This is a genomic window from Micromonospora sp. NPDC051925, from assembly GCF_044548625.1.
Classification (GTDB): domain Bacteria; phylum Actinomycetota; class Actinomycetes; order Mycobacteriales; family Micromonosporaceae; genus Micromonospora.
On the sequence record NZ_JBIUCH010000017.1, the window covers coordinates 17845 to 42879 of the forward strand.

Genomic DNA, 25035 nt, shown 5'->3' on the forward strand with positions numbered 1-25035 from the left:
CCGACCGGGTGCTCGCCGGGGCCGGGTTCAGGTCGCGGCGAGCACCACCGGTTCGGCCATCAGGAAGTAACCCTGGTCGTCGTCGTCCGGGCCGGCGCGCTCCCGGAGCCGCTCCACCGCGACGTAGCCGCCGGCCGCGTACGCCTGGCCGGGCTTCCAGCCGATGCCGTCCCGGCCGGGGGTCATCGGGAACCGGGACCGCTGGGCACCGGTGACCGGGTCGAGGGTGACCAGTTCACGGCGCTCGGTCAGCACGTACAGCCGGCCGGCCTCGGTGGCGAGGATCCGGACCGGCCCCAGGTCGCCGCGCTGCCAGCGTTCCTTGCCGCTGCGCGCCTCCCGGCCCTTGAGCACCCCGCCGTCGTCACCGACGGCCAGCTCACCGACCAGGGTGCTGTCGGCGGCGTCCAGCGCGGGGGCGGCCATCGGCGCACCCGGGCCGACCTGCCAGCCCCGGCCGCCGGACCCGCCGTCGGTGCGCAGCCCCCGGCACTGCGACCGGGGGGTGAGGCAGCCGACCGGGGTGACGGTGAACCGGTCGGGGGCGTCCGACGGTCGCCAGCGGGTGCCCACCGTGCCGGTGGACACGTCCCGGAACTCGACCGCCGTCGGCCCGGCGCAGGAGTCGACGGAGACGGCCTGCCCGGCGGCGGTGGTGCCCAGGTCGGTACGGCAGTCCGGGTCGCCGTCGACCTGCCAGAGCAGCCGGCCGTCGGCGAGGTCGTAGCCGCGCAGGCTGCCCGCTCCGGAGACCACCAGCACCGTACGGCCGTCCGGGGCGGGCGCGACGGAGATCCCGCGCGGAGCCCAGACGGTGGCCGCCCCGGTGCGGCGGGCGGGCTGACCGCCGTCCGGCGTCGGCCCGTCGGCCCGCCAGGCGACCTTCCCGGTGAGCGCGTCCAGCGCCACCAGTTTCCCGTCCGACCAGCGGCTGAGCACCGTCGTACCGGCGGCCAGCACCCCGTCGAGCGAAGCGGGCCAGCGCCGGTACGACCAGAACGGGGTGACCCGGTTACGGCCGTCGGCGGGCTGGTCGGCGTAGAGCTGACGCTCGGCGGCGTAGACCCGGAGCCGTCCCGCGACCACCAGCGGCGCGACCGGCAACCGGCCCACCACCCCGATCGCCGGGGTGCCGACCGGCGGCGGTGCGCCCTGGGCGGGCGTACTGACCTCGGCGGGCGCGAGCACCCGGTAGCCGATGCCGGCGACCACCGCGAGGGTGAGCAGCGTGGTGACCGCGACCACGAGCCGTCGCCGCCCCTTCGGGAATCCCATGCCCACCTCCGCCCGGCACCCTACCCAGACGTCCCCCCTCGGGACCGGTCAGGTCACGCCGCGTGGCGCGAACGGATTCCCGTCGGGGCTCCGGCCCGCTCGTCGCGGGCACGCTCGGTGGACAGGCACGCTCGGCCGCAGGGCCCGTGGTGGCGATTAGGCGGCGGTGGGGTGGTCGGCGCTGCGCACGGCGGCCTCCAGCGCGGTCAGGTCACGCCGGATCGCGCCCTCCACCGTCCGGGCGGCGAGACCGCCGAAGAGCAGCGCCAACATCCGGCCGTACGGGCCGGTCGGCACCGCCTGGTGCTCGACGGTGACGGCGGTGCAGCCCCGGCGACGACGCTGGACGGTGCGCAGGGTCCAGGTGATCCGGTAGTCCACCCCGGTGCCGGGGGAACTGAGCACCAGCCGGTGCGGTGGCTCGGCGGCCAGCACGACGAACTCCTCCACCTGATCGCCGCCGTCCGGCCGGGTGCGGGTCTCCCGCCAGGCGGTCCCCGGGCCGAGCTGCCCCGGGGTGAGCAGTTCGACGGCGCTGACCGTGCAGAGCCAGTCGACGCGGACCGGCAGGTCGGTCAGGAGCGCCCACACGTCGACGGCCGGCGCCTCGATGAATGCGGTGACCGCAACCGTGGACATGACACCTCCCGTGTCGTCCACGGTACGGCGGGTGAGCGGCCAACGGGGGGCCGGACAGTGAAATTTCCGTCGTCGGCGCCCCGGACGGGGCGCCGACGACGGTGTCACTCAGGGGCGGAACAGCCCCTCCCGGACGGCGTCCACGAACGCCGTCCAGCCCGGTGGGCCGACGACGAGGGCCGGACCCGACGGGTCCTTGGAGTCGCGTACCCCGACCACGGCTCGGGTGCGGACGAGATTGTCCGCCACCTCCACACAGAGCCCCTGGTCGTTCGAGCGGCTACTGGTGCGCCACACCGCGCCGACGAGATCGTTCATGCTCGTACCTCCTGTCCACTGGGACGTGCCACGCCGACGCGCCCCACGCCGCCGACGGGAGGCGGGCGGTGCGGGGCGTGCCGACGGAATCCGTGGAACAAACGCGGCAGGAGAGCCGGACGATCGGACAGCCGGTGCGACCGGCTGCGGGCGGGCAGGAGCGGGACCGGCTGCACCAGGAGGCGGGCAGGAGCGGGACCGGCTGCTCAGCGGGCGGGCAGGATCCGGCCGGTGACCTCGCCGAGGGCGATGGTGGTGCCGTCCGGGCCGGGGGCGGTGGCCCGCAGGGTGACGGTGTCGCCGTCGGCCAGGAAGGTGCGGGTGTCCCCACCGACCTGGACCGGCTCGGCCCCACCCCAGGTCAGCTCCAGGAACGAGCCGACCTGGCCGCGCTGAGGGCCGGAGACCGTGCCGGAGGCGTACAGGTCGCCGGTGCGCAGGGAGGCCCCGTTGACGGTGAGGTGGGCCAACTGCTGGGCGGGCGTCCAGTACATGCCGGCGAACGGCGGCTCGGTGACCCGTTCACCGTTCCACTCGACCGCCAGCCGCAGGTCGAGACCCAGGTGCGGGGTCTGGCGCAGGTAGTCCCGCACCGGCGGGTCCTGCTCCGGGGCCGGCACGAACGCGTCGGCGAGGGCGTCCAGCGGGGTCACCCAGGCGGAGACGGAGGTGGCGAAGGACTTGCCGAGGAACGGCCCGAGGGGCTGGTACTCCCAGGCCTGGATGTCCCGGGCCGACCAGTCGTTGACCAGCACCACCCCGAAGACGTGGTCGACGAAGTCGTCGACCGCCACCCGGTCGCCCAGCGCGCTCGGCACGCCGACCACGAAGCCCACCTCGGCCTCGATGTCGAGGCGTACCGACGGGCCGACGGTCGGGCCCTGACCGGTGGCCCGCTGCCCGGTCGGACGGACGATCGGGGTGCCGGAGACCACCACCGTGCCGGCCCGACCGTGGTAGCCGATCGGCAGGTGCTTCCAGTTCGGCAGCAGCGGTGGCTGGCCGGGACGGAAGATCTGCCCGACGTTGCCGGCATGGTGCTCCGAGGAGTAGAAGTCGACGTAGTCGGCGACCTCGAACGGCAACAGCAGCTCGGCCTCGGCCAACGGCAGCAGGAGGGGCTCCACGGCGGGCCGGTGCGCCGGGTCGGTGAGCAGCTCGACGATGCGCTGCCGGACCGAGGTCCACTGCGGGCGGCCGAGGGCCATGAAGTCGTTGAGGGTCGGTCGGCCGAACGCCCCGGCGGCGAGCACCAGCCCGGCCGACTCCGCGCCGGCCAGGTCGAACACCAGGTCGGCGACGCGTACGCCGATCCGGGGCGGCTGCCCGTCGTGCCGGAACACCCCGTACGGCAGGTTGGTCACGCCGTACGGCGAGCCGTCCGCGCCCGTCACCCAGCTCATCGGTCGAATCCCCCGTTCACCAGCCCAAGCCGGATCAGATCGGTCAGTGGTTCCCGGACGCTGCACGAGCCGAACCCGATCCACAGCGGACGGGCGGCGTCACGGCCCGCTCGGGCCGGCTCGACCAGCCGTACCGCATCGGTGTCGGCGAGCAGCACGGCGACGGCGTCCACCTCGCCGCCGTCGACGGCGGCGAGGGTGGCGGCCAGCACGTTGCCGAAGCCGTGATGGGTGAAGCCGGTCTCCGGGTCGAGGTGGCGCACCGCGTGGTGCAGTCCGGCGGTCAGCTTGAACGGCAGGTCACGGTCCCGGCAGGCGCAGATCACCGCGGCCAGCTCGACCGGGGTGGGGAAGAGTTCGGCGGCCAGCCCGCCGGTGCGGAACTTCGCGGCGATCCGCACGCCGGCCGCGCGGGCCTCGGCGAGGGTGTCCAGCGCGGCGGTCAGCCCGAAGGTCAACGGGATCTCGGCGTACCAGTCGGTGCCGGGGTCGGCGGACCGGGCCGGCTCCCGGCCGCGCTCCGGCCGTGCCCCGGTGAGCCGGAGCAGCTCGGCCAGGCCGGGCTGGGGGTCCTCGCCGCGTCGGGCGACCGCCACCTCGACCTGCCTGACGACGATCCCGGCGGCGTCGAGGCCGGTCAACGCGGCGGGCAGCGGTGCGATGCCGGTGTCGCCGATCAGCCCCACCACGAAGCCCTCGGCCGGGTCGATCAGGCCGCCCAGCGCCCCGGTGGCGACGACGGAGGCGGGCACCAGCAACGGGCCGACCAGGTCGGCATACCAGGAGGCGCGGTGTTCCCGGTGCGCGGCGACCGCGTCGGGCAGCGACGCGCTGCCCGGCGGGAAGACGGCGGCGTCGTCGACGAGGCCGGCGAGGAGGCGGGGGACCTGCGTTGACACGAGACAAGAATCTACGGGACGCTGTCAAGGAACGGACAGCAACGTCCGACTATCGGACGCCACCGGCCGGATATCGGGACAATACGGGAGGCGAGCAACATGCCGTACTACCGCAGCGTCGGCGAGGTGCCCCGCAAGCGGCACACCCAGTTCCGCCAGCCCGACGGCAGCCTCTACACCGAGGAGCTGATGGGCCAGGAGGGCTTCTCCGCCGACTCGTCCCTGCTCTACCACCGGTACGCCCCGACCGCGATCGTCGCCGCCGAGGAGTTCACCCCGCCCGCGTACACCCGGGTGCCGAACCATCCGCTCAAGCCGCGCCACCTGCGTACCCACAAGCTCGTCGGCGCGGGGGCCGACCCGGTGCTCGGCCGGCGTCACCTGCTCGCCAACGACGACGTCCGGATCGGGTACGCGCTGGCCGACCGGCCGTCCCCGCTCTACCGCAACGCCACCGGCGACGAGTGCCTCTACGTCGAGGCGGGCACGCTGCGGCTGGAATCCACCTTCGGCGCGCTCGACCTGGTCGCCGGCGACTACGTCGTCATCCCCACCTCGACCGTCCACCGGCTGGTCCCCACCGGCGACACCCCCGTCCGGCTGCTGACGGTCGAGGCCACCGGGCACATCGGCCCACCCCGGCGGTACCTGTCGGCGCGCGGCCAGTTCCTGGAGCACTCGCCGTACTGCGAGCGGGACGTCCGGGGGCCGGACGCGCCACTGCTGGTCGACGGCACCGACGTCGAGGTGCTGGTCCGCCACCGGTCCCGGGCAACCGGCACCGCCTGGACCCGGCACGTCTACGCCCACCACCCGTTCGACGTGGTCGGCTGGGACGGGCACCAGTACCCGTGGGCGTTCTCGATCCACGACTTCGAGCCGATCACCGGCCGCATCCACCAGCCGCCGCCGGTGCACCAGACCTTCCAGGGCCCCAACTTCGTGATCTGCTCGTTCGTGCCCCGCAAGGTCGACTACCACCCGGACGCCATCCCGGTGCCGTACCACCACCACAACGTCGACTCCGACGAGATGCTCTTCTACACCGGAGGCAACTACGAGGCCCGGCGCGGCTCCGGCATCGAGCAGGGCTCGATCTCGCTGCACCCGTCCGGCTTCACCCACGGCCCCCAGCCCGGCGCGGCGGAACGCTCGATCGGCGTCGACTTCTTCGACGAGCTGGCCGTCATGGTCGACACCTTCCGCCCGCTCGACCTCTGCGACGCCGCCGTGGAGTGCGAGGACCCCGGCTACGCCTGGACCTGGACCCGCCACCCCTGACGCCCCGCCGGGCCATGATCGTCTACGCCTCAGCGGCACTCCCCCCGGCGTGTCGAGTCGCTCAGCCGTAGATGATCAAGGAGTGGGGACGGCGGGTGGCTAGACGCCCGCGCGGGTGGTGGCGATCAGGGTGGCCGGCACCGCGACGGCGATGGCGACCACCAGCGGCCACGGGGTGCCCACCAGGGCGTAGAGCAGGAGCAGGGCCGGGCCGGCCGGGACCGCGTACACCGCGAACGCCAGTGCCCGATCCTCCCGGCGCAGCACCGGCAGGACGACCCGGCTCAGTTCGGAAACCCGCCGGGACAGCCGCCAGGCCAGCAGACCGCCACCGACCGCCGCCATGACCGCCATCAGTCGGCTGGACCCCGACCCACCGGCGGCCAGGACCGCGAGCAGCAGGCTGGCGACCAGCGACCAGCCACTGCCGATCAGGACGAGCCGGCGTAGCCCGGTCCAGACCGGCAGCTTCTCCGCACGGGTCGGATGCACCGGTGCCAGCGCGGCCACCTGTTCCAGCGCCAGCACCCAACGACGCCGTTCCAGCCGTAGCACCCCCGGATCGTGCCGGGCATCGGCCAGCCCCGGGTCGAGCCGCAACGCCTCCCGGTAGGCCCGCTCAGCCAGGTCGAACAGCTCAAGCCGGCCGGCGACCAGCGCCAGCACCAGGTGCGCCTGCGGCTCGTCGGGGGCCAGCTCCACCCCACGCCAGGCCGCGTTCAGCGCCGGCTGGCCGTTGCGCGCCTCGGCCAGGATCGCCGCCGCGCTCCGCTGGGCGTACGCGTCAGCCGGCCCGGCCGCCAGAATCCGATCGGCGGTACGCGCCGACTCGGCGTACTCCCCCAGGTCGGCGAGGGCGATCGCCCGGACGACCAGGGCGGCGGTCGGGATCCTCGCGCCAGCCTCCCCGGCCGGGTTCGCCGACCCATCCCGCCCGCCGGAACCGCCCTGCTCATGCGGACGCCCCGCCCCCGGCACAACCGGCGACCCCGGCGGAACCGACGAGCCCGGCGACCCCAGCGAATCCGGCAAGCCAGGCGACCCCAACGGCCCCAATGAGCCCGACGACCCCAGGGAGCCCGATGACCCCAGGGGGCCTGAGGACCCCAGGGAGCCCGGCGACCCCAGCGCGCCCGATGACCCCGAAGACCCCAGCGCGCCCGGCGACCCCAATGCGCCCGAAGATCCCAGCCCGCCCGGCGACCCCGAAGATCCCGGCGATCCCGGCGATCCCGGCGAATCCGGCGAATCCGGTGAATCCGGCGGGGCCAGCGCACTCGGCGGAGCCGGTGGACTGGTTGCCGCGTCGGCGGCGGCGATCGCCGCACCCGGGCGACCGGCGGCGAGGTGCAGCCGAGCCAGCAGCGTCAACGCGGTCGGGTCGGTGGGGGCCAGGGCGAGCGCGAAGCCCAGTTCCTCGGTGGCCTCGTCGTAGCGGCCGAGTTCGGCCAGCAGTTGGGCCCGCTGCCGGTAGCCGTCCAGCGTCGATTCGTCGTCGGTCATCTCGGGCCCTACCCGGCCGCCGCGTCGTAGACCAGGGCCACCGCGATGCCGGCGAGGCCCTCGCCACGCCCGGTGAAGCCGAGCCCGTCACTGGTGGCGGCGGTGACGGTGACCGGCGCGCCGACCGCGTCGGAGAGCACCCGCTGGGCCTCGTCGCGACGCGGCCCGATCCGGGGCCGGTTGCCGACGACCTGCACCGAGACGTTGCCGATCGCGAACCCGGCCGCGCGGACCCGACGGGCGGACTCGGTGAGCAGCGCCACCCCGGACGCGGCGGCCCACTCCGGCTGGTCGACCCCGAAGTTCGCCCCGAGGTCGCCGAGCCCGGCAGCCGAGAGCAACGCGTTACAGGCGGCGTGGGCGACCACGTCGGCGTCGGAGTGCCCGGCCAGGCCGTCCTGGCCGGGCCAGTGCAGGCCGGCCAACCAGCACGGCCGGCCGGCCGCGAAGGCGTGGATGTCGGTGCCGACGGCGATCCGGGGAACGATCATGAATCGAGGGTACGCGTCACCGGCCGGCGGCCAGCAGCTGCTCGGCCAGGGCCAGATCGAACGGGCGGGTGACCTTCAACGCGTACTCGGAGCCGGGGACGCAGAACACCGGGACGCCCTGCTTCTCGACCAGACCGGCGTCGTCGGTGAGCGGGTCACCGGCGGCGGCATGCGCGGCGGCCAGCACCTCCCGACGGAAGCCCTGCGGGGTCTGCACGGCACGCAGGGCGGACCGGTCCACGGTGCCGAGGACGACGCCGTCGCCGTCCACCTCCTTGATCGTGTCGACCACGGGAAGCACCGGGATCACCGCGTCGTGGCCGGCCCGGACCGCCGCCGCCACCGCCTCGACAAGTGCGGGCGGGGTGAGCGCGCGGGCGGCGTCGTGCACCAGCACGATGCCCGGACCGGGTGGCACGGCGGCCAGGGCGTTCGCCACCGACGCCTGTCGTTCGGCGCCACCCGCCACCACCAGGACCGGGGCGACCGGGGCCAGCAGCCGCCGGACCGCGTCGACCTCGGCGGCCGGCGCGGCGACCACGACGGTGTGCACCGACGGCGCAGCCGCGATCCGGCGTACCGCGTGCACCAGCAGAGGTTCGCCGCCGAGCAGCCGCAACGCCTTGGGACCACCTGGACCGAGGCGTACCCCGGCACCGGCCGCAGGAACGAGGACCGCGACGTCACCGCGCGGATTGAGCTGCGCGGTCACGTCGCGGTCCTCGTCGGTTCTTCGCTGCGGGGTGGGTACGCCGATGCGGTGGGATCAGGCCTCGGTGAGGACCTTGTCGAGCAGCGTCTCCGCCTCGTCCTTGGTGCTCTTCTCCGCCAGCGCGACCTCGCCGACGAGAATGTCGCGGGCCTTGGCGAGCATGCGCTTCTCACCCGCGGAAAGGCCCCGCTCCCGCTCCCGACGCCACAGGTCGCGGACGACCTCGGCGACCTTCAGCGGGTTGCCGGAGGCAAGCTTCTCCAGATTCGCCTTGTAACGCCGCGACCAGTTGGTCGGCTCCTCGGTGTGCGGTGCACGGAGCACGTCGAAGACCTTTCCCAGGCCCTCTTCGCCGACCACCTCACGCACACCCACGATCTCGGCGTTCTCGGCGGGCACCCGCACCGTCAGGTCACCCTGTGCGACCCTCAGGACCAGGTACTCCCTGGGCTCGCCCTTGATGACCCGAGTCTCGATTGCCTCGATGAGTGCGGCCCCGTGGTGGGGGTAAACAACGGTCTCGCCGACGCTGAAAACCATAGGTTCGAAACCCCTTTCGCTGTGTCTAGGGTAACACGCTCAGGCACCAATGTCCCGCTGCCGTCCTGACCGTTGGCGCAGCTCAGGGGCCCTGTGAGAGGTCTTGCTTCGGCTTGACAGGCGGCCAAACCAATGGTTCAAACACGCTCCGTAAGCAGCGGATGACAGCCCGGCACGGGCGATCGGAGCATGGATTTCTCGGGCTATGCGCTTCTCCCATGGTAGCCCGGCGGCGTCCCGCCCGCTCAGGTCTAGCGGCAGGAGGGCCCGTGCGGGACGCTGGAGGGGTACCGCACACCGCTCGCCGCACCGCTTACCGGGGGGTCCGATGGGCATGCCTGACGCAGAGGGCCACGGCCCGCCCGACGGCCTGCCCGACCTGCCGCCGGAGTGGGGTCGGGTGGTCGTGCCGGACGACGCGTCCGCGCTCGCCGAGGAAGCCACCCAGCTCCGTCGCGAGCTGCGCCGCCGCACCTCGGCCGCCCGGTGGCGGCGTCGGCTGGGGCTGGTCCCGCGCCCGGACGGCCGGCCCCCGATCGGGCTGCCCCTGCTGATGCTCCTGGTGGCGGTGCTCGCCACCACCGTCGGCCTGGTCACCGTCACCTGGCCCCGGTCGTCCCGCGGCACCGACCGGCCGACCGTACTGCCGCAGTCGGCCACGCCGGTCCCACTGGTCGGGCGGTCGCTGCCGGCGCTGGACCTGGTCGACGTCGACCAGCGGCCGGTCCCGCTCCGCGGCCTGCTGCCCGCGATGATCATTCTGGTGGACGGTTGCGCGTGCGCCGAGCAGGTCGCCGCCGCCGCCGGCGCCGCGCCCGACGGCGTCCAGGTGGTCAGCGTCGCCGGCGGACGCGAGGTCACCCCCGCCCCACCGGCCGGCGGCCCGGTACGCGCCCTCGCCGACCCCGCCGGTGAACTGCGTACCGCGTTGCACCTGCCCGCCCAGTCCGGTGCCGCCCCCGCGCTGCTGGTGGACCGGGCCGGCACGGTGGTCCGGGTGCTGCCCGAGCTGGGTGCCGCCGCCGACTACCGGGACGACCTGGTCCGGCTCTCCGGCTGACCCCGACCCGCGACCCGGGGACCAGGTTGGCGCGCGGCAGCCAGCGGGCGGTGGTCGTGCGGGTGCCGGCCGGTCCCGTCAATCGGCGTCGCTCAGGGCACCACGACGACCTGCGCCTCCAGCTCGACCGAGCCCGGCCCCACCGCCGAGAACTCCAACCGGGTACGCCCACCCTGCCCGGTCAGCTCCCACGCGACCAGCTCGCCGTCGCAGTCGATCTGCCGGCGCTGCGGCGGATCGTCGTGCAGGATCGCGACCAGCAGCGTCCCGTCGCCCGAGCAGCGGTACTGGAACAGGTGCCGCACGCCGTCAGCCGGCGACTCCCGGCGGACCGGTGCCCGACCGGCCACCAGGGTCATCCGCTCCCGCCACCTGGTGTCGGTGAACGTCGGCAGGCCCACGTCCGGATCGCCGGACGCACTGGGCAGCTCGGTCGACGCCAGCACCCGCCCGGTCCGGGCGTCGATCATCACCACCCCGCGTCGCGGTGCCTCCGTCCCGGCCGACGGCTGCGGCGACACCGCCCCGACCGGGCCGGTCGTCGGGGCGGTGGCCGACCACCACCAGCCACCCCCGACCAGGGCGAGCAGGACCGCGCCGGCCAGCACCGCACCGCGCAGCCGGTCACCGCCGTCCACCTCGACCCTCACCCGGCGAGGGTAACCAGGCACCGGCCGGCGGCACTCGGCGCAGCGCCGACAACACCTGCTCTGACCAGGTCAAATACCCAGAATCAGGGTGTTCGGACCGCTACCGGGTAGGCCGGGGCGACGCGCGAGAGGAGTGGCGGGCGGATCAGGGGCGACGTTCGAGGAGGGCGGCGTAGAGGGTCAGCCCCGGGCCGAAGGCGAGCAGCACGATCCACCGGGGTGGCACCGCCGCCCGGAGCAACCGGTCCAGGACCAGCAGCACCGTCGGCGAGGAGCAGTTGCCGTGCGTGTCGAGGACCCCCCGGGAGGCCGCCAGGGCGTCGGCCGGCAGGGCGAGTTCCCGCTCCACCACGTTCAGGATGCGCGGCCCGCCCGGGTGTACCGCCCAACCGTCCACCTCGGCGAGCGTCGTGCCGTGCCGGGCCAGCAGGCCGTCCACCAGTTCCCGGACGTGCGCCGAGAGCACCTGCGGCACCTTCGGCGACAGGCCCATCCGGAAGCCGGTGTCGGTGATGTCCCAGGTCATGTGATCGGCGGTCGAGGTGTCGGTGATCGAGGCGACCTCGCGCAGCGCATACCCCCCGGAGGCGGCCTGCGTCTCCGGGACCAGCACGGCGGCCACCGCCGCGTCGGAGAAGAGGGCGTGCGAGATGATCTGCTGGGTGTCCATCCGGGCCGACGCCGGCTGGATGTGCAGGCTGGTCAGCTCGGCGCAGAGCAACAACGCCGGCCGGCCCCGGGCAGCCACGAAGTCCCCCGCCGCACCCAACCCCGGCAGGGCCGCGTAACAGCCCATGTGGCCGACGAACATCCGCTGGGTGTCCGGGGCCATGCCCAGGTCGCGGGCGAGGAGGATGTCCAGCCCGGGGGTGGCGTAGCCGGTGCAGGAGCAGACCACGAACAGCCCCAGCTCACCCGCCGCGAGCCCGGCGGCGGTCAACGCCCGCCCCACCGCCTCCTTGCCCAGCGGCAGGGCCTCCACCTGGTAACGGCGCATCCGCCGCTCGGTCGGCCAGTCGGAGACGTCCTCCACCAGCGGGCTGACCGCCGCCTGCCGCTGGGAGACCCCCGAGTTGGCGAAGATGCGCTCGGCCAGGCCCCGGGTGGTGTCGGAGAAGTGCCTGGCGAAGAAGCCCGTCCAGAGTTCGTCCTGGCGCGCGCCGGGCGGGTGCGCCGTACCCAGCCCCGCGATCAACGGCACGGCCATCTGTCCCCACCTCTCGTCCACACTGCCCGTCCGGCGGTCCCCGCCTCCGTCACCCTCACCAACGAGGGGCCGATCCGTCGCGGTCCGGGTCACCCCCGAGCACCGCCACCCCGAGCCAGTCGGCGCACACGTCGGAGGTCGCCGGGTGCAGCGAGCCGCAGCGGGCGTCCCGGTAGAGCCGTTCCAGCGGGTGCCCCCGACGGGTTGCCGAGGTGCCGGCCGCCTCCAGCATCGACGCCGCCACCTCCGCCGCCGTGGTGCCCGCGAGCAGCTTGGCCCGCCACACCCACCGGTTCGTCTCGGCGTCGCCGGGGGCGTCGTCGACCCGGCGGGCCGCCTCGGCCACCACCAGCTCCGCCGCCGCCACCATCGCGTCCGCCCGGCCGAGCCGCGCGCGGACCGCCGGCAGGCCGCCGAGGTCCCGGGCGTTGAGGTGCTCGGCGGCGGCGTCCACCGCCGCTCGGGCCACCCCCACGTAGACGGCCGCGTAGCTGGCCACCAGCCAGTGCGGCATGAGTTGGGCGAACACCAGGGCCAGCCCCTCCACCCCGCCGAGCAGCCGGTCCGTCGGCACGGTCACGTCCAGGTGCAGGTCGTGCGAGGAGGTGGCCCGCATGCCCAGGGCGTCCCAGGTCGGCTCCACGGTCAGCCCCTCCCCGGCGGGCACCAGGAACTGGGAGACCACCGACGGGTCGGCGGCGCTGCGGGCGGCCACCAGATAGCCGTCGGCGTGCCCGGCACCGGAGCAGAACGTCTTGCTCCCCTTGATCCGCCAGCCGCCGTCGACCGGTTCGTAGACCGTGCTGAGCCGGGACAGCCGGGCCCCCGCGCCGCGTTCGCTCATCGCCACCGCGTACCAGGAGCCCTCGGCCGCCGCCCGGAGCAGCCGGTCCCGGGCGGCCAGCGCCTCGTCCGGCACGCCCAACGCCTCGGCCAGTTCCTCGGTGACCGCGCCGAGCGCGCCGGTGACCGAGGCGTGCATGTTGAACACCAGCGCGGTCGCGCCGTTGCCCCGGGCCAGCTCGGTCGCGACCGCCGCGTACCCGGCGAAGGAGGCGTCCGAGCCACCCAGCCCGGACGGGACCATCAGCCCGAAGAGCCCGGATTCCCGCAGGTCGGCGAAGTCGTCGGCCGGGAACGTGCCGTCCCGGTCGTGTCCGGCCGCCCGCGCGGCGAACCTCGGCGCCAACCGACGGGCCGCCGCCAGTGCGTCCACAGTCATACGGTCCCCTTCCTGGAAGTTCCTGGTACCCCGAACCGTGACGGCTACCCGTGTCGGACCCCTCGGCCCTGGTAGAGCACCGCGGTCGACCAGGTCGGCCGGATCATGGGCCCGCCGTCGCGCGAGCCACGGCCGGCACCCCCGAGGTTGCGTCGCGTCAGCCAGCCCAGCGTCCCCCACAGCCCCGGCCGGACACCCCGTACCCGCAGTGCGACACCGTGCCGGGCACACTCGGCGACCAACTCCCGGTCGTCCACGAACAACCGTGGGTCGTGGATGCCTCGGGGCACGGTGGACAGCCGCTCGCCCACCTCCACCGCGATCAGCCGGGCCAGCGCGGTGTCGTTGAGGGTGTCCAGCACCAGCAGCCCACCGGGGCGCAGCAGGCGGCACGCCTCGGCGACCGCCGCCCGCCAGTCCGGCACGTGCTCCAACAGCTCACCGGCCGCCACCACGTCGGCGCAGCCGTCGACGAGCGGCACCGCCGTGGCGTCGCCGGCGAGCACGGTCACCCCGTGCGCCGCCGCCTGCTCCAGAGCGGAGCGGGTGAGGTCCACCCCGACGTGCCGGTAGCCCCGACCGGCCAGGTGCGGCGCCATCAGCCCGGCGCCGCAGCCCAGGTCGACCAGGACCGCGTCGGGCCGGGTCGCCGGTGGCACCAGCGCCGCCCGAGCACGGGCGAGCCAGTGCAGCATCGCGAACGCGCCGTCGGGCCGCCACCACTCGCCGGCCAGGTCGTCGTACTGGCGGGGATCGTTGGGGGGCAGCACTCGGACACCGATGGACGCCGAACCGTCGCGCATGGCATCGAGCGTGGCACGACCGGCCGGTAACGACCAGACTTCCCTTATGTCGAGGTCGGTGTTAGGGCTGGTCAGGGCAAGTCATCCGGAACCGGGCCTGGCGGTGACCACGGTGGCCGGGTTGCTCGCCGTCGGGGTCGGCCACCGTCCGGCCGGGACGGTCGCGGTGGTGCTCACCGTGCTGGCCAGTCAGCTCGCCGTCGGCTGGACCAACGACGCGGTGGACGCCGGGCGGGATGCTGCGGTGGGGCGTACCGACAAACCGGTCGCCGACGGGACGGTGGGTCGCCGTACGGTGGCCGTGGCCGCCGTGGTGGCCGCGCTCGCCACCCCGCTGCTGGCGCTGACCACCAACCCGGTCGCCGCGTTCTGGTACACCCTCGGCCTGGTGTCGGCGCTGCTCTACGACTGGCCGCTGAAGTCCACAGCGATCTCGGTGCTGCCGTACGCGGTCTCCTTCGGATCGCTGCCCGCCTTCGTGGTGCTCGCCCTGCCGGGGACGCCGACGCCACCGGTCTGGCTGGTCGTCGCGGCGGCCTGCCTGGGCGCGGGCGCGCACTTCGCCAACGTGCTGCCCGATCTGGCCGACGACGCCCGGACCGGGGTACGCGGCCTGCCGCACCGGCTCGGCGCCACCGGGAGCCGGCTGGCCGCCGCCGGGCTGCTCCTCGCCGCCACCGTCGCCCTGGTCCTCGGGCCACCCGGGCCGCCGTCGTGGGTCGGCTGGTCGGCCGTCGCGGCGGCCGTCGCGGTGCCGGCCGTCGGCTGGTACGCGGGACGCGCCGCCAGCCGGGGCGCCGGCCGGTCGGTGGCCGCCTTCCGGGCGGTGATGGTGGTGGCCCTGATCGATGTGGTGCTGCTGGTGGCGAGTGGTCGGGTGGTCTGACCGGCACCCGCCCGGGTGGCCGCACCGGGTCCGCGTGCGGCCCTCGATCAGCCCCAACTACCCTGGAGCGCGGTCTGCGCGGGTATGACCACCCCGTGCCCGGGGTACGGCCGGGTCGGGATCGTGACGAGGAGGACCGACGTGACGCGCTCGATCAGGGGTTCCCGGCGGGCCACCCTGCTGCTGTCCGGCATGGCGGCGGCGACCGCCCTGCTGGCGGCGGGCTGCGGGGCGGGCCAGGTGTCCGAGACCGCCAACAAGCAGCCGTCGGTCCAGGGTGTGAACGTCCAGACGCCGGACAACGCGTACAAGGTGCGTGGCCTCTACGTCGAGTACCCGGGGGAGAGCGGCTTCGCCGCCGGTGGGACCGCCGCGATCAACACGGTGATCTACAACGACACGCGGAACCCGGTGACCGTCACCGTCACCACCGACAGCGCCCGGCAGATCCTGCTCACCGGGGCCTCCGGCTCGGCCAGCCCCTCCACCTCCGCGTCACCGTCGGAGAGCGGGAGCGCGTCGCCGTCGGGCAACGCCTCGCCGTCGGGTAACGCCTCGCCGTCGGAGGAGACGTCGCCGTCGGGCAACGCGTCGCCGTCGGAGGGTGCCTCGCCGTCCGAAACGGCCAGCCCGTCCGCGCCGGCCGGGGAGCCGGCCCGGATCGAGATCCCGGCCCTCGGTTACGTCCAGCTCAACGTGCAGAACGGCAAGCACCTCCAGCTCGTCGGGCTGAACGAGGCGCTGCGCAGCGGCCAGCAGGTGAACCTGACCTTCGACTTCGGCGATGGCCGTACCGTCAGCACCCCGGTCCCGATCGGCGTCCCGTTGACCCCGGCCCCCCGGTCCTCTCCGATCGTGCACCGCGAGGGCGGCGAGGAGAGCGCCCAGGAGGGCAGCTCCGGGCACGGCGGCTGACCACCCCGTACGAACTGCCGACACCGTCGGCGTGGTGACCACCACGCCGGCGGTGTTTTCGTCACCGGTGGGGGTTAGCGTCCTGGGGTGACCACCTCCCGATCGACTCCCGCCCGTGGTGCGTCCGGCGCGTCCCGGGGCCGGGCCGCCCGCGAGCCCCGCCCCGCCTACGAGTGCGACGCCTGTGGCCACCAGCCGCCCAAGTGGGTGGGGCGCTGCCCGGAGTGCGGCGAGTGGGGTTCGGTGGTCGAGTGCACGGTCACCGGGCCGGTGGTCTCCGGTCGGGTGGTCAGCTCCCGGATGCCGGCCGAGCCGGCCCGGCCGATCGCCACGATCAGCGCCGCGCCGGCCCGAGCCCGGCCGACCGGGGTCAGCGAACTCGACCGGGTCCTCGGCGGTGGTCTGGTCCCCGGCGCGGTGGTCCTGCTCGCCGGGGAGCCGGGGGTGGGTAAGTCCACCCTGCTGCTCGACGTGGCGCAGCAGTGGGCGGCCACCGCCGGCAGCCCCTCGCTGGTGGTCAGCGGCGAGGAGTCGGTCAGCCAGGTCCGGCTGCGGGCCGAGCGGATGGGCGCCCTGCACGAGCAGCTCTGGCTGGCCGCCGAGAGCGACCTGAGCGCCGTGCTGGGCCACCTCGACGCGGTCAAGCCGGGCCTGCTGGTCCTCGACTCGGTGCAGACCATCTCCACCACCGGCACCGAAGGGGTGCAGGGCGGGGTGACCCAGGTGCGGGCCGTCACCGCCGCCCTGGTCGCGGTCGCCAAGGAACGCGGCATCGCCACCGTGCTGGTCGGTCACGTCACCAAGGACGGCCAGGTCGCCGGCCCCCGGGTGTTGGAGCACCTGGTCGACGTGGTGCTGCACTTCGAAGGGGACAAGCACTCCTCGCTGCGGATGGTCCGGGGCGTCAAGAACCGGTTCGGCGCGGCCGACGAGGTCGGCTGCTTCGAGATGCACGAGGGGGGCATCAGCAGCCTGGCCGACCCGTCCGGGCTCTTCCTCACCCGCTACTCCGAGCCGGTGCCGGGCACCTGCGTGACGGTGGCGATGGAGGGGCGACGGGCACTGCTGACCGAGGTGCAGGCGCTGATCGGCGCGACGGTGGCCGGCTCGCCCCGGCGTACCGTCTCGGGGCTCGACGGGGCCCGGTTGGCCATGGTGCTGGCGGTGCTCCAGCGCCGCACCGAGCGGCTGACCCTGCACGACCGGGAGGTCTTCGCGGCCACCGTCGGCGGGATCCGGGTGGTCGAGCCGGCCGCCGATCTCGCGGTCGCCCTGGCGGTCGCCTCCGGCGGGCTCAACCTGGCCATCGCGCCGCACCTGGTGGCGATCGGCGAGGTCGGGCTGACCGGCGAGGTACGACGGGTCGGGGCGGTCCCCCGCCGGCTGGCCGAGGCGGCCCGGCTCGGCTTCCGGGTGGCCCTCGTGCCGCCCGGATGCGGACCCGGCAGCACCGGCGTCACCCCGGACAACATGCAGGTGACCGAGGTCACGGATGTCCGGTCGGCGCTTCAGGCGGTCGCCCGCGCATCCGCGGAGTGACGGACGGTGGCGAACGCCCGGACCGGACGGGCCATACCGGACAACGCCCGCGACGTCCGGCCAGTGGGAAGAACCGACGCCGCGACACATCACAGTAACCACGAGAGCACCCACCGCAGGGCAGTCCGTAGACTGTGCCCGTGCCGACCGACCGCGACGCCGCCAAGCCTGCCGGCGCGACGCCCCACACCCGCGCCGCCGCCGTGGGCTCGCCCACCCGTCCGATCAGCGTGAGCGTGACCGGAGCCACCGGCAACGCCGGTGATCCGCTGCGGGCCAACCTCGCCCTGATGGCACCCGGTACCGCGCTGCGTGACGGGCTCGAACGCATCCTGCGCGGCCGGACGGGTGCCCTGATCGTCCTCGGCTACGACAAGGTCGTCGACCAGATCTGCACCGGTGGCTTCCCGCTGGACGTCGAGTTCTCCGCGACCCGGGTCCGCGAGCTGTGCAAGATGGACGGCGCGGTGGTGCTCTCCAGCGACGGCACCCGGATCGTCCAGGCCGGTGTGCACCTGATGCCCGACCCGTCCATCCCGACCGAGGAGTCCGGCACCCGGCACCGCACCGCCGAGCGGGTGGCCCGGCAGACCGGCTACCCGGTCATCTCGGTCAGCCAGTCGATGCGGATCATCAGCCTCTACGTCAACGGCCAACGACACGTGCTGGACGACTCGGCGGCGATCCTCTCCCGGGCCAACCAGGCCCTGGCCACCCTCGAACGCTACAAACTCCGCCTCGACGAGGTCTCCGGCACCCTCTCCGCGCTGGAGATCGAAGACCTGGTCACCGTACGGGACGCGGTCGCGGTGGTGCAGCGGCTGGAGATGGTCCGCCGGATCGCCGACGAGATCGCCGGGTACGTGGTCGAGCTGGGCACCGACGGCCGGCTGCTCGCCCTCCAGCTCGACGAACTGATGGCCGGCGTGGACGCCGACCGCACCCTGGTCATCCGGGACTACCTCCCCACCGGCCGCAAGTCGCGCACCCTCGACGAGGCCCTGGTCGAGCTGGACCTGCTCGGCGCGACCGAGCTGATCGACCTGGTCGCGGTCGCCAAGGCGATCGGCTACCCGGCCGCCTCCGACGCGCTCGACGCGGCGGTCAGCCCGCGCGGGTTCCGGCTGCTGGCCAAGGTGCCCCGGCTGCCGGCGGCGATCGTCGACCGGCTGGTGCTGCACTTCGGCAGCCTCCAGCGGCTGCTCGGTGCCACCGTGGAGGATCTACAGGCCGTCGAGGGGGTCGGCGACGCGCGGGCCCGAGGCGTTCGGGAGGGGCTGTCCCGGCTGGCCGAGGCGTCCATCCTGGAACGCTACGTCTGACCGGGGCCGGGGCGCGGCCGGTGCTGACGCCTCCTCCCGGCCCTGCGGGCAGCCCGGTGCCGGCCAGCCTGCCGCGATCACGGCCGACCCGGTGCCGACCAGGGAGCCGGGGGTCGGGAGCAGCCGCTCGCGACCGGCCCAGGGTCAGCCGGTGACGACCAGCTTGACCGGATCGCTCAGCTTGGTGCCCACCCGGGCGAAGACCTGGTAGTTTCCGGCCGGCGGGTTCGGCCCCGAGGCCACGCCCTGGCTGCACCGGCTGGCGTCCATGCCGTTCCAGGTGAGCTGGTAGGAGCGCTCGAAGCCGGGAGTGAAGGACTGCACGTCGGAGCCCTTGCCGGTGCCGCAGGTGTCCGACGACCAGACCTTCTCCGCACCGGACTTGATGAACAACTCCTGGAGGTCCGCGCCGACGTCCCGGCTACAGGTCCGTTGCGACCTGTTTTTGATCTTGAGACTGAGGTCCACCGGAGCACCCCGACGCACCTCGGCGGGGAGCGCCACCGGGGTCACCGTGATCTCGGTATCGGTGCAGGTGCCGTCGTCCACCCGGGCCGGGTTGACCGGCGGGGCGGGCGGATCGGCCGACGGCGCGCTGCTCGTACCCGGGTCGGTGGACGGCCCGGCCGACGAGTCCGGCGCGTCGGCCGCGCCCGACGGTGAGGCGGACCCGGGGGCCGGCGACGCGACCGTCGGCGACACGACGCCCGCCGCCGGGGCCGACGACGAGGACCCGGCACCCGGTGTGGTGCTGGTGCCCCCGGACCGGGTGCACGAGTAGAGCAGGACAATCAGGAAGAGAAGCCCCGCTCCGAGTACGACGGCGCGACGCCGCCAGTACACGGCGGAAGGCAGGGGACCGACCGTCAGACGCATGATGCCCCCACCGTAGCGGCGCGACGCACGCGGACCGGTCGCGACTCGCCGGACGTCCCCCACCGGGCCGGAAACGACGCTCCACACCCGACGGTCGCCCGGGAATCGGCCCGGTCCATCCACCGCCGTGCAGCACGGCGCGTCACCGGTGGACCGTGCTCTGCCCGACGCCTGCGCCCCGGCGCGTCACAGGTAGACCTTGCGTTGGTACACCGCGTGCGCGCCGGCCACCCGGTCGAGGAAGAGCAGCCCGGCGCAGTGGTCGATCTCGTGTTGCAGGGCGCGGGCCTCGAAGCCGTCGGTGACCAGCTGGACCGGCGCACCACTGCCGGGCAGCGCCCCCTCGACCACCAGCCGGCTGGCCCGCTTCACGTCGCCGGTGAGGTCGGGCACCGACATGCAACCCTCCCGGCCGGGCTTCCAACGGCTCGCCTCCACCACCCGGGCGTTGCAGAGCACGAAGGTGCCGTGCACCGTCACCGCCTTGGGATGGCCGGTCACGTCCACCGCGAACACCTGGGCGCCCACCCCGACCTGCGGTGCCGCGAGACCCACGCAGCCGGGCGAGACCCGCATGGTGGCCACCAGGTCCGCGGCGAGCCGGACGGTCTCCTCGGCGGTCGGGTCCACTTCCGGCCCCGGCCGGCTCAGCACCGCCTCGGGGGCGCAGACCACCCGGCGCACCTCCCCCGGTACGCCCAGCGTCGCCGGAGTCCAGCCGCCGAGCCCGACGTACGGCACCCCGCTCACGGGCTCACCTCTGTTCGCGACTGCGGGGCTCGCAAACCCGACTCACTCCTCGCACTCACGGGCTCACCTCTGTTCGCGACTGCGGGGCTCGCAAACCCGACTCACTCCTCGCACTCACAGGAGGTCCGGGTCTGCGGGGCGCAGGGAGACCTCGACGCCCAGGTCGGCGGCGACCCCGGAGAGCCGGCCGGTGAGCTCGTCGGCGCTGCCCGCAGGCAGGTCCACCTCGGCCACCACCACGTAGAGCGAACCGGCCAACCGGGTGCTCAGGTCCGTCACGTTGCCACCGGCCTCGGCGATCACCCGGGTCATCGCCGCCACGATTCCCATCCGGTCCGCGCCGTGCACCGCCAGCACGTACGGCTCACCCGCCGGCGTCGTCGCACCGTCCGGGGTGACCGCGCGTACGGTGGCCAGCAGTTGACCGTCGGCGGCGAGCGGCGCCAGGGCGGCCTCGACCGCGGCGGCCGTCGGCCCGACACAGATCAACGTCATGGCGAAGTGGCCGCGCAGCCGGGTCATGGTGGAGTCGGTGAGGTTCGCGCCGAGCCGGGCAAGCACCTCGGCGACGTCGGCCACGATGCCGGTCCGGTCCCGGCCGATGACGGTGATCGCGAGCTCGCTCATCCGGGCATTCTGCCCGATCCGCCCGGCAGCCCGGCGACGCCCCGCCCGGCCCGCCCATCCAGCGGGAAGGCATCGCATGACATCATCGTCGGCGCGATGACTGAACCGACCTTCACCACCCTGGTCAGCCGGTGGTACGAGCAGAACGCCCGCGACCTGCCCTGGCGGGTGCCCGGCATCGGGGCCTGGCCGATCCTGGTCAGCGAGGTCATGCTCCAGCAGACACCTGTGGTACGCGTACTGCCCGCCTGGCACGCCTGGCTCACCCGCTGGCCGGATCCCGCCGCCCTCGCCGCCGACACTCCCGCCGAGGCGATCCGGATGTGGGGCCGACTCGGCTACCCCCGCCGGGCGGTACGGCTGCGCGACTGCGCGGTGGCGGTCGTGGAACGGCACGGCGGTCGGGTGCCCGACCAGCTGGAGCAGTTGCTGGCGCTACCCGGCATCGGGACGTACACGGCGCGGGCGGTCGCCGCGTTCGCGTACGGTCAGCGGCACCCGGTGGTCGACACGAATGTCCGGCGGGTCGTCTCCCGGGCCATCGCCGGGGAGCCGGATGCCGGCCCGGCCACCACCCCGGCCGACCTGGTCGCCTGCGAGGAGCTGCTGCCGACCGAGCCGGCCGCCGCCGCGCTGGCCAGCGCCGCCTTCATGGAACTCGGCGCGATAGTCTGCACCGCCCGCTCGCCGCGCTGTCCGGACTGTCCGGTCGAGTCGGTCTGCGCCTGGCGGGCCTCCGGCCAGGCAGCCCCCACCGGCCCGACCCGCCGACCCCAGCGGTACGCCGGCACCGACCGTCAGGTGCGTGGACTGCTGCTCGGGGTGCTCCGGGACGCCACCGGCCCGGTGCCGCACCAACGGCTCGACCAGGTCTGGCAGGACGACGTGCAGCGGGCCCGAGCCCTGGCCGGACTGGTGAAGGACGGCCTGGTCGAGCCGGTCGGCGAGGAGAACTTCCGGCTCATCGGTGACGGCCCGGCCACCCAGCCCCTCCCCGGCTGACCCCCACCCATCCGATTCTTCTGATCCACTCAACTGTGGCGGCCTGGCGGTCTCCCACCCTTCGCCAGACCGCCGGTGGCCCCGCCGGTGACTCGACGCCGTCAGCGATGACCCGAACCGGTATCGGGAGACGAGAAGGGCGACGGCCCGGTGGCTCGCGCCGCCGGGCCGTCGCCCTTGTGCTCTGTCGTCCTACTCGCGAACGGTCCTACCCGTGGGTCGGCCCTACTCGCCCGTGGTGGCGGCACCACCCAGGTCGGCCGGGACGGCGTCCGGCACCTCGGCCGGGCGGTCCGAGCCGTGGAAGACCAGCTTCGACTTCTCGATGTCCTCCGGGTCTCCCTCGCAGTCCACCACCACGATCTGACCGGGGGTCAGCTCGTTGAACAGGATCCGCTCGGAGAGGTTGTCCTCGATGTCGCGCTGGATCGTCCGACGCAGCGGACGCGCTCCCAGCACCGGGTCGAAGCCCTTCTTGGACAGGTACTTCTTGGCGTTGTCGGTCAGCTCCAGACCCATGTCCTTGTTGCGGAGCTGGCCCTCGATCCGCTGGATCATGATGTCCACGATCGAGAGGATCTCGTTCTGGCGCAGCTGGTGGAAGACGATGGTGTCGTCGATCCGGTTCAGGAACTCGGGCCGGAAGTGCTGCTTGAGCTCGTCGTTGACCTTCTGCTTCATCCGGTCGTAGGTGGACTCGGAGTCCTCCGACTGCTGGAAGCCCAGCGAGACCGCCTTGGCGACGTCCCGGGTGCCCAGGTTGGTGGTCAGGATGATGACCGTGTTCTTGAAGTCCACGATCCGGCCCTGACCGTCGGTCAGCCGACCGTCCTCCAGGATCTGGAGCAGGGTGTTGAACACATCCGGGTGGGCCTTCTCGATCTCGTCGAAGAGCACCACCGAGAACGGGCGACGACGGACCTTCTCGGTCAGCTGCCCACCCTCGTCGTAACCGACGTAACCGGGAGGGGCACCGACCAGGCGGGACACCGTGTAGCGGTCGTGGAACTCGGACATGTCCAGCTGGATCAGCGCGTCCTCGCTGCCGAACAGGAACTCGGCGAGGGCCTTGGACAGCTCGGTCTTACCGACACCGGACGGGCCGGCGAAGATGAACGAGCCGGACGGTCGCTTCGGGTCCTTCAGGCCGGCCCGGGTACGCCGGATCGCCTTCGAGACCGCCTTGACCGCGTCCTCCTGGCCGATGACGCGCTTGTGCAGCTCGTCCTCCATGCGCAGCAGGCGGGAGGTCTCCTCCTCGGTCAGCTTGTAGACCGGGATACCGGTCCAGTTGCCGAGCACCTCGGCGATCTGCTCGTCGTCGACCTCGCTGACGACGTCCAGGTCACCGGCCTTCCATTCCTTCTCCCGCTGCGCCTTCTGACCGAGGAGCTGCTTCTCCTTGTCCCGCAGCTGGGCGGCCCGCTCGAAGTCCTGCGCGTCGATCGCGGACTCCTTGTCGCGGCGCACCTGGGCGATCCGCTCGTCGAAGTCACGCAGGTCTGGCGGCGCGGTCATCCGGCGGATGCGCATCCGGGCACCGGCCTCGTCGATCAGGTCGATCGCCTTGTCCGGCAGGAACCGGTCGGAGATGTACCGGTCGGCCAGGGTTGCGGCAGCCACGAGCGCGGCGTCGGTGATGCTCACCCGGTGGTGCGCCTCATAGCGGTCCCGCAGACCCTTGAGGATCTCGATGGTGTGCGCCAACGACGGCTCACCCACCTGGATCGGCTGAAAACGACGCTCCAACGCGGCGTCCTTCTCCAGGTGCTTACGGTACTCGTCGAGGGTGGTCGCACCGATGGTCTGCAACTCGCCCCGGGCCAGCATCGGCTTGAGGATGCTGGCGGCGTCGATGGCGCCCTCGGCGGCGCCCGCACCCACCAGGGTGTGGATCTCGTCGATGAACAGGATGATGTCGCCCCGGGTGCGGATCTCCTTGAGCACCTTCTTCAGGCGCTCCTCGAAGTCACCCCGGTAGCGGGAGCCGGCGACCAGGGCACCGAGGTCGAGGGTGTAGAGCTGCTTGTCCTTCAGCGTCTCGGGCACCTCGCCCTTGATGATCTTCTGGGAGAGGCCCTCCACCACGGCGGTCTTACCGACGCCGGGCTCACCGATCAGGACCGGGTTGTTCTTGGTGCGGCGGGACAGCACCTGCATCACCCGCTCGATCTCCTTCTCACGCCCGATGACCGGGTCGAGCTTGCCCTCGCGGGCAGCCTGAGTCAGATTACGACCGAACTGGTCCAGCACGAGGCTGGTCGACGGCGCGGCCTCACCCGGCGCGGTGCCGGCGGCGGCCGGCTCCTTGCCCTGGTAGCCGGAGAGGAGCTGGATAACCTGCTGGCGGACCCGGTTGAGGTCGGCGCCCAGCTTGACCAGCACCTGGGCGGCGACGCCCTCGCCCTCGCGGATCAGCCCGAGCAGGATGTGCTCGGTGCCGATGTAGTTGTGGCCGAGCTGTAGCGCCTCGCGCAGGGACAGCTCCAGCACCTTCTTGGCCCGGGGCGTGAACGGGATGTGCCCGCTCGGCGCCTGCTGGCCCTGGCCGATGATCTCCTCGACCTGCTGGCGGACGCCCTCCAGGGAGATGCCGAGGCTCTCCAGGGCCTTTGCCGCGACGCCCTCACCCTCGTGGATCAGGCCCAGCAGGATGTGCTCCGTACCGATGTAGTTGTGGTTGAGCATCCGGGCCTCTTCTTGGGCCAGGACGACAACCCGTCGCGCTCGGTCGGTGAACCGCTCGAACATGCCCTCGTGCTCCTCACGTGCCGTGCGCCTCGACCGCGAGATCTTGGCGGGGCCGGTGCGCGGACGTCCGGGACGGGCGTCCGTGCCTCCTTACTCTATCGCCGCTGACCGACTCCGCTGAGGTCGTGTCTCCTCGCACTGAGCCGTTCCGACGTCGTTTTGACCAACCATCCGCGCTCAGGAGGTGTTCCGGCACCCCAGCCTGTACGCGCAGAGCGAAATTCGCCCGGGGTGCGGAACGCCCTCCGGGGGCCTCGTGGGTCATCCACAGGCTGTGGACGCCTTCTCCACCGGCTGTGGACAACACCCCCGGAGCCGGAGAACTTCCCGCCCGGACACGGCGGACGCCCGCCCGGATGACCCC

At 73.5% G+C, this 25035-nt stretch carries 24 protein-coding genes and 1 pseudogene; 7 read left to right on the forward strand and 18 right to left on the reverse strand.

Annotated elements, in window-relative coordinates; all coding sequences use genetic code 11:
* Positions 1 to 27: 27 nt before the first annotated feature.
* The 5 genes from ACIG87_RS22525 to ACIG87_RS22545 all read right to left on the reverse strand — a co-directional run bounded on the left by ACIG87_RS22525 (position 28) and on the right by ACIG87_RS22545 (position 4534).
* Positions 28 to 1275, reverse strand: coding sequence for a PQQ-binding-like beta-propeller repeat protein (locus ACIG87_RS22525; protein ID WP_396852963.1), 1248 nt, complete (start codon positions 1273 to 1275; stop codon positions 28 to 30).
* Between the two features lie 156 nt (positions 1276 to 1431).
* On the reverse strand, positions 1432 to 1914 hold the full coding sequence (locus ACIG87_RS22530; RefSeq protein ID WP_396852965.1) for an SRPBCC family protein: 483 nt from the start codon (positions 1912 to 1914) through the stop codon (positions 1432 to 1434).
* Positions 1915 to 2022: 108 nt separating this feature from the next.
* On the reverse strand, positions 2023 to 2232 hold the full coding sequence (locus tag ACIG87_RS22535) for a DUF397 domain-containing protein (protein WP_396852967.1): 210 nt from the start codon (positions 2230 to 2232) through the stop codon (positions 2023 to 2025).
* A gap of 206 nt (positions 2233 to 2438) precedes the next feature.
* Positions 2439 to 3635: a fumarylacetoacetase gene (fahA, locus tag ACIG87_RS22540; protein WP_396852969.1), complete on the reverse strand. Its 1197-nt coding sequence runs from the start codon at positions 3633 to 3635 to the stop codon at positions 2439 to 2441.
* The gene (locus ACIG87_RS22545) at positions 3632 to 4534 is read right to left on the reverse strand and encodes a hypothetical protein (RefSeq protein WP_396852971.1); all 903 of its coding nucleotides are present in this window, start codon (positions 4532 to 4534) and stop codon (positions 3632 to 3634) included. The genes fahA and ACIG87_RS22545 overlap by 4 nt, the downstream gene beginning before the upstream one ends.
* A gap of 99 nt (positions 4535 to 4633) precedes the next feature.
* On the opposite strand from ACIG87_RS22545, the gene ACIG87_RS22550 reads away from it, so the two are divergent.
* Positions 4634 to 5815, forward strand: coding sequence for a homogentisate 1,2-dioxygenase (locus tag ACIG87_RS22550; protein WP_396852973.1), 1182 nt, complete (start codon positions 4634 to 4636; stop codon positions 5813 to 5815).
* A 99-nt stretch (positions 5816 to 5914) separates the two neighbouring features.
* Here the strand turns inward: ACIG87_RS22550 and ACIG87_RS22555 are convergent, their stop codons facing one another.
* From ACIG87_RS22555 to ACIG87_RS22575, 5 genes and pseudogenes are all read right to left on the reverse strand, one after another.
* A complete protein-coding gene (locus tag ACIG87_RS22555) occupies positions 5915 to 6793 on the reverse strand; it encodes a hypothetical protein (RefSeq protein WP_396853138.1) in 879 nt (292 codons plus the stop codon).
* A 318-nt stretch (positions 6794 to 7111) separates the two neighbouring features.
* Positions 7112 to 7318: pseudogene (locus tag ACIG87_RS22560) on the reverse strand (tetratricopeptide repeat protein); the annotation flags it as partial.
* 8 nt (positions 7319 to 7326) lie between these two features.
* The gene (gene ispF, locus ACIG87_RS22565) at positions 7327 to 7809 is read right to left on the reverse strand and encodes a 2-C-methyl-D-erythritol 2,4-cyclodiphosphate synthase (RefSeq protein WP_396852974.1); all 483 of its coding nucleotides are present in this window, start codon (positions 7807 to 7809) and stop codon (positions 7327 to 7329) included.
* A gap of 16 nt (positions 7810 to 7825) precedes the next feature.
* On the reverse strand, positions 7826 to 8521 hold the full coding sequence (gene ispD, locus ACIG87_RS22570; RefSeq protein WP_396852976.1) for a 2-C-methyl-D-erythritol 4-phosphate cytidylyltransferase: 696 nt from the start codon (positions 8519 to 8521) through the stop codon (positions 7826 to 7828).
* Positions 8522 to 8575: 54 nt separating this feature from the next.
* Entirely contained in the window at positions 8576 to 9061 is a 486-nt protein-coding gene (locus ACIG87_RS22575) for a CarD family transcriptional regulator (protein ID WP_013288937.1), read from the reverse strand.
* 328 nt (positions 9062 to 9389) lie between these two features.
* Here ACIG87_RS22575 and ACIG87_RS22580 point away from each other — a divergent pair, with 328 nt between their 5' ends.
* Complete coding sequence (locus ACIG87_RS22580) at positions 9390 to 10121, forward strand: hypothetical protein (RefSeq protein WP_396852978.1); 732 nt, start codon at positions 9390 to 9392, stop codon at positions 10119 to 10121.
* 92 nt (positions 10122 to 10213) lie between these two features.
* On the opposite strand, the gene ACIG87_RS22585 is transcribed toward ACIG87_RS22580, so the two are convergent.
* The 4 genes from ACIG87_RS22585 to ACIG87_RS22600 all read right to left on the reverse strand — a co-directional run bounded on the left by ACIG87_RS22585 (position 10214) and on the right by ACIG87_RS22600 (position 14003).
* Positions 10214 to 10771 (reverse strand): hypothetical protein, encoded by a 558-nt coding sequence (locus ACIG87_RS22585; protein WP_396852979.1) that lies wholly within the window; start codon positions 10769 to 10771, stop codon positions 10214 to 10216.
* Between the two features lie 145 nt (positions 10772 to 10916).
* Positions 10917 to 11978 carry a type III polyketide synthase gene (locus ACIG87_RS22590; protein WP_396852981.1) on the reverse strand — a complete coding sequence of 354 codons (1062 nt, stop codon included), beginning with the start codon at positions 11976 to 11978 and terminating at the stop codon, positions 10917 to 10919.
* Between the two features lie 55 nt (positions 11979 to 12033).
* Positions 12034 to 13200: an acyl-CoA dehydrogenase family protein gene (locus ACIG87_RS22595; RefSeq protein ID WP_396852983.1), complete on the reverse strand. Its 1167-nt coding sequence runs from the start codon at positions 13198 to 13200 to the stop codon at positions 12034 to 12036.
* 44 nt (positions 13201 to 13244) lie between these two features.
* Positions 13245 to 14003: a methyltransferase domain-containing protein gene (locus ACIG87_RS22600; protein ID WP_396852984.1), complete on the reverse strand. Its 759-nt coding sequence runs from the start codon at positions 14001 to 14003 to the stop codon at positions 13245 to 13247.
* 46 nt (positions 14004 to 14049) lie between these two features.
* Here ACIG87_RS22600 and ACIG87_RS22605 point away from each other — a divergent pair, with 46 nt between their 5' ends.
* The 4 genes from ACIG87_RS22605 to disA all read left to right on the forward strand — a co-directional run bounded on the left by ACIG87_RS22605 (position 14050) and on the right by disA (position 18665).
* The gene (locus ACIG87_RS22605) at positions 14050 to 14889 is read left to right on the forward strand and encodes a UbiA family prenyltransferase (RefSeq protein ID WP_396852985.1); all 840 of its coding nucleotides are present in this window, start codon (positions 14050 to 14052) and stop codon (positions 14887 to 14889) included.
* 141 nt (positions 14890 to 15030) lie between these two features.
* Positions 15031 to 15804: a hypothetical protein gene (locus ACIG87_RS22610; protein WP_396852987.1), complete on the forward strand. Its 774-nt coding sequence runs from the start codon at positions 15031 to 15033 to the stop codon at positions 15802 to 15804.
* An 87-nt stretch (positions 15805 to 15891) separates the two neighbouring features.
* Entirely contained in the window at positions 15892 to 17343 is a 1452-nt protein-coding gene (gene radA, locus ACIG87_RS22615) for a DNA repair protein RadA (protein ID WP_396852989.1), read from the forward strand.
* Between the two features lie 140 nt (positions 17344 to 17483).
* A complete protein-coding gene (gene disA, locus ACIG87_RS22620) occupies positions 17484 to 18665 on the forward strand; it encodes a DNA integrity scanning diadenylate cyclase DisA (RefSeq protein WP_396852990.1) in 1182 nt (393 codons plus the stop codon).
* A gap of 144 nt (positions 18666 to 18809) precedes the next feature.
* Here the strand turns inward: disA and ACIG87_RS22625 are convergent, their stop codons facing one another.
* The 3 genes from ACIG87_RS22625 to ACIG87_RS22635 all read right to left on the reverse strand — a co-directional run bounded on the left by ACIG87_RS22625 (position 18810) and on the right by ACIG87_RS22635 (position 20918).
* Positions 18810 to 19541, reverse strand: coding sequence for a hypothetical protein (locus ACIG87_RS22625; RefSeq protein ID WP_396852992.1), 732 nt, complete (start codon positions 19539 to 19541; stop codon positions 18810 to 18812).
* Between the two features lie 186 nt (positions 19542 to 19727).
* On the reverse strand, positions 19728 to 20291 hold the full coding sequence (locus ACIG87_RS22630; protein ID WP_396852994.1) for a peptide deformylase: 564 nt from the start codon (positions 20289 to 20291) through the stop codon (positions 19728 to 19730).
* A gap of 114 nt (positions 20292 to 20405) precedes the next feature.
* Positions 20406 to 20918: a glycine cleavage system protein R gene (locus ACIG87_RS22635; RefSeq protein ID WP_396852996.1), complete on the reverse strand. Its 513-nt coding sequence runs from the start codon at positions 20916 to 20918 to the stop codon at positions 20406 to 20408.
* Positions 20919 to 21014: 96 nt separating this feature from the next.
* Between ACIG87_RS22635 and ACIG87_RS22640 the strand changes: the two genes are divergently transcribed.
* Positions 21015 to 21920, forward strand: a complete 906-nt coding sequence (locus tag ACIG87_RS22640) for an A/G-specific adenine glycosylase (protein ID WP_396852997.1) — start codon at positions 21015 to 21017, stop codon at positions 21918 to 21920.
* 225 nt (positions 21921 to 22145) lie between these two features.
* Here the strand turns inward: ACIG87_RS22640 and ACIG87_RS22645 are convergent, their stop codons facing one another.
* A complete protein-coding gene (locus ACIG87_RS22645) occupies positions 22146 to 24671 on the reverse strand; it encodes an ATP-dependent Clp protease ATP-binding subunit (protein ID WP_396852999.1) in 2526 nt (841 codons plus the stop codon).
* Positions 24672 to 25035: the final 364 nt, after the last annotated feature.

Bases quoted from the DNA above. Each gene is read 5' to 3' on its own strand.
- ACIG87_RS22525 (WP_396852963.1), bottom strand. From the start codon at position 1,275: ATGGGATTCCCGAAGGGGCGGCGACGGCTCGTGGTCGCGGTCACCACG.
- ACIG87_RS22530 (WP_396852965.1), bottom strand. From the start codon at position 1,914: ATGTCCACGGTTGCGGTCACCGCATTCATCGAGGCGCCGGCCGTCGAC.
- ACIG87_RS22535 (WP_396852967.1), bottom strand. From the start codon at position 2,232: ATGAACGATCTCGTCGGCGCGGTGTGGCGCACCAGTAGCCGCTCGAAC.
- fahA (WP_396852969.1), bottom strand. From the start codon at position 3,635: ATGAGCTGGGTGACGGGCGCGGACGGCTCGCCGTACGGCGTGACCAAC.
- ACIG87_RS22550 (WP_396852973.1), top strand. From the start codon at position 4,634: ATGCCGTACTACCGCAGCGTCGGCGAGGTGCCCCGCAAGCGGCACACC.
- ispF (WP_396852974.1), bottom strand. From the start codon at position 7,809: ATGATCGTTCCCCGGATCGCCGTCGGCACCGACATCCACGCCTTCGCG.
- ACIG87_RS22575 (WP_013288937.1), bottom strand. From the start codon at position 9,061: ATGGTTTTCAGCGTCGGCGAGACCGTTGTTTACCCCCACCACGGGGCC.
- ACIG87_RS22580 (WP_396852978.1), top strand. From the start codon at position 9,390: ATGGGCATGCCTGACGCAGAGGGCCACGGCCCGCCCGACGGCCTGCCC.
- ACIG87_RS22590 (WP_396852981.1), bottom strand. From the start codon at position 11,978: ATGGCCGTGCCGTTGATCGCGGGGCTGGGTACGGCGCACCCGCCCGGC.
- ACIG87_RS22595 (WP_396852983.1), bottom strand. From the start codon at position 13,200: ATGACTGTGGACGCACTGGCGGCGGCCCGTCGGTTGGCGCCGAGGTTC.
- ACIG87_RS22600 (WP_396852984.1), bottom strand. From the start codon at position 14,003: ATGCGCGACGGTTCGGCGTCCATCGGTGTCCGAGTGCTGCCCCCCAAC.
- ACIG87_RS22605 (WP_396852985.1), top strand. From the start codon at position 14,050: ATGTCGAGGTCGGTGTTAGGGCTGGTCAGGGCAAGTCATCCGGAACCG.
- ACIG87_RS22625 (WP_396852992.1), bottom strand. From the start codon at position 19,541: ATGCGTCTGACGGTCGGTCCCCTGCCTTCCGCCGTGTACTGGCGGCGT.
- ACIG87_RS22635 (WP_396852996.1), bottom strand. From the start codon at position 20,918: ATGAGCGAGCTCGCGATCACCGTCATCGGCCGGGACCGGACCGGCATC.
- ACIG87_RS22640 (WP_396852997.1), top strand. From the start codon at position 21,015: ATGACTGAACCGACCTTCACCACCCTGGTCAGCCGGTGGTACGAGCAG.
- ACIG87_RS22645 (WP_396852999.1), bottom strand. From the start codon at position 24,671: ATGTTCGAGCGGTTCACCGACCGAGCGCGACGGGTTGTCGTCCTGGCC.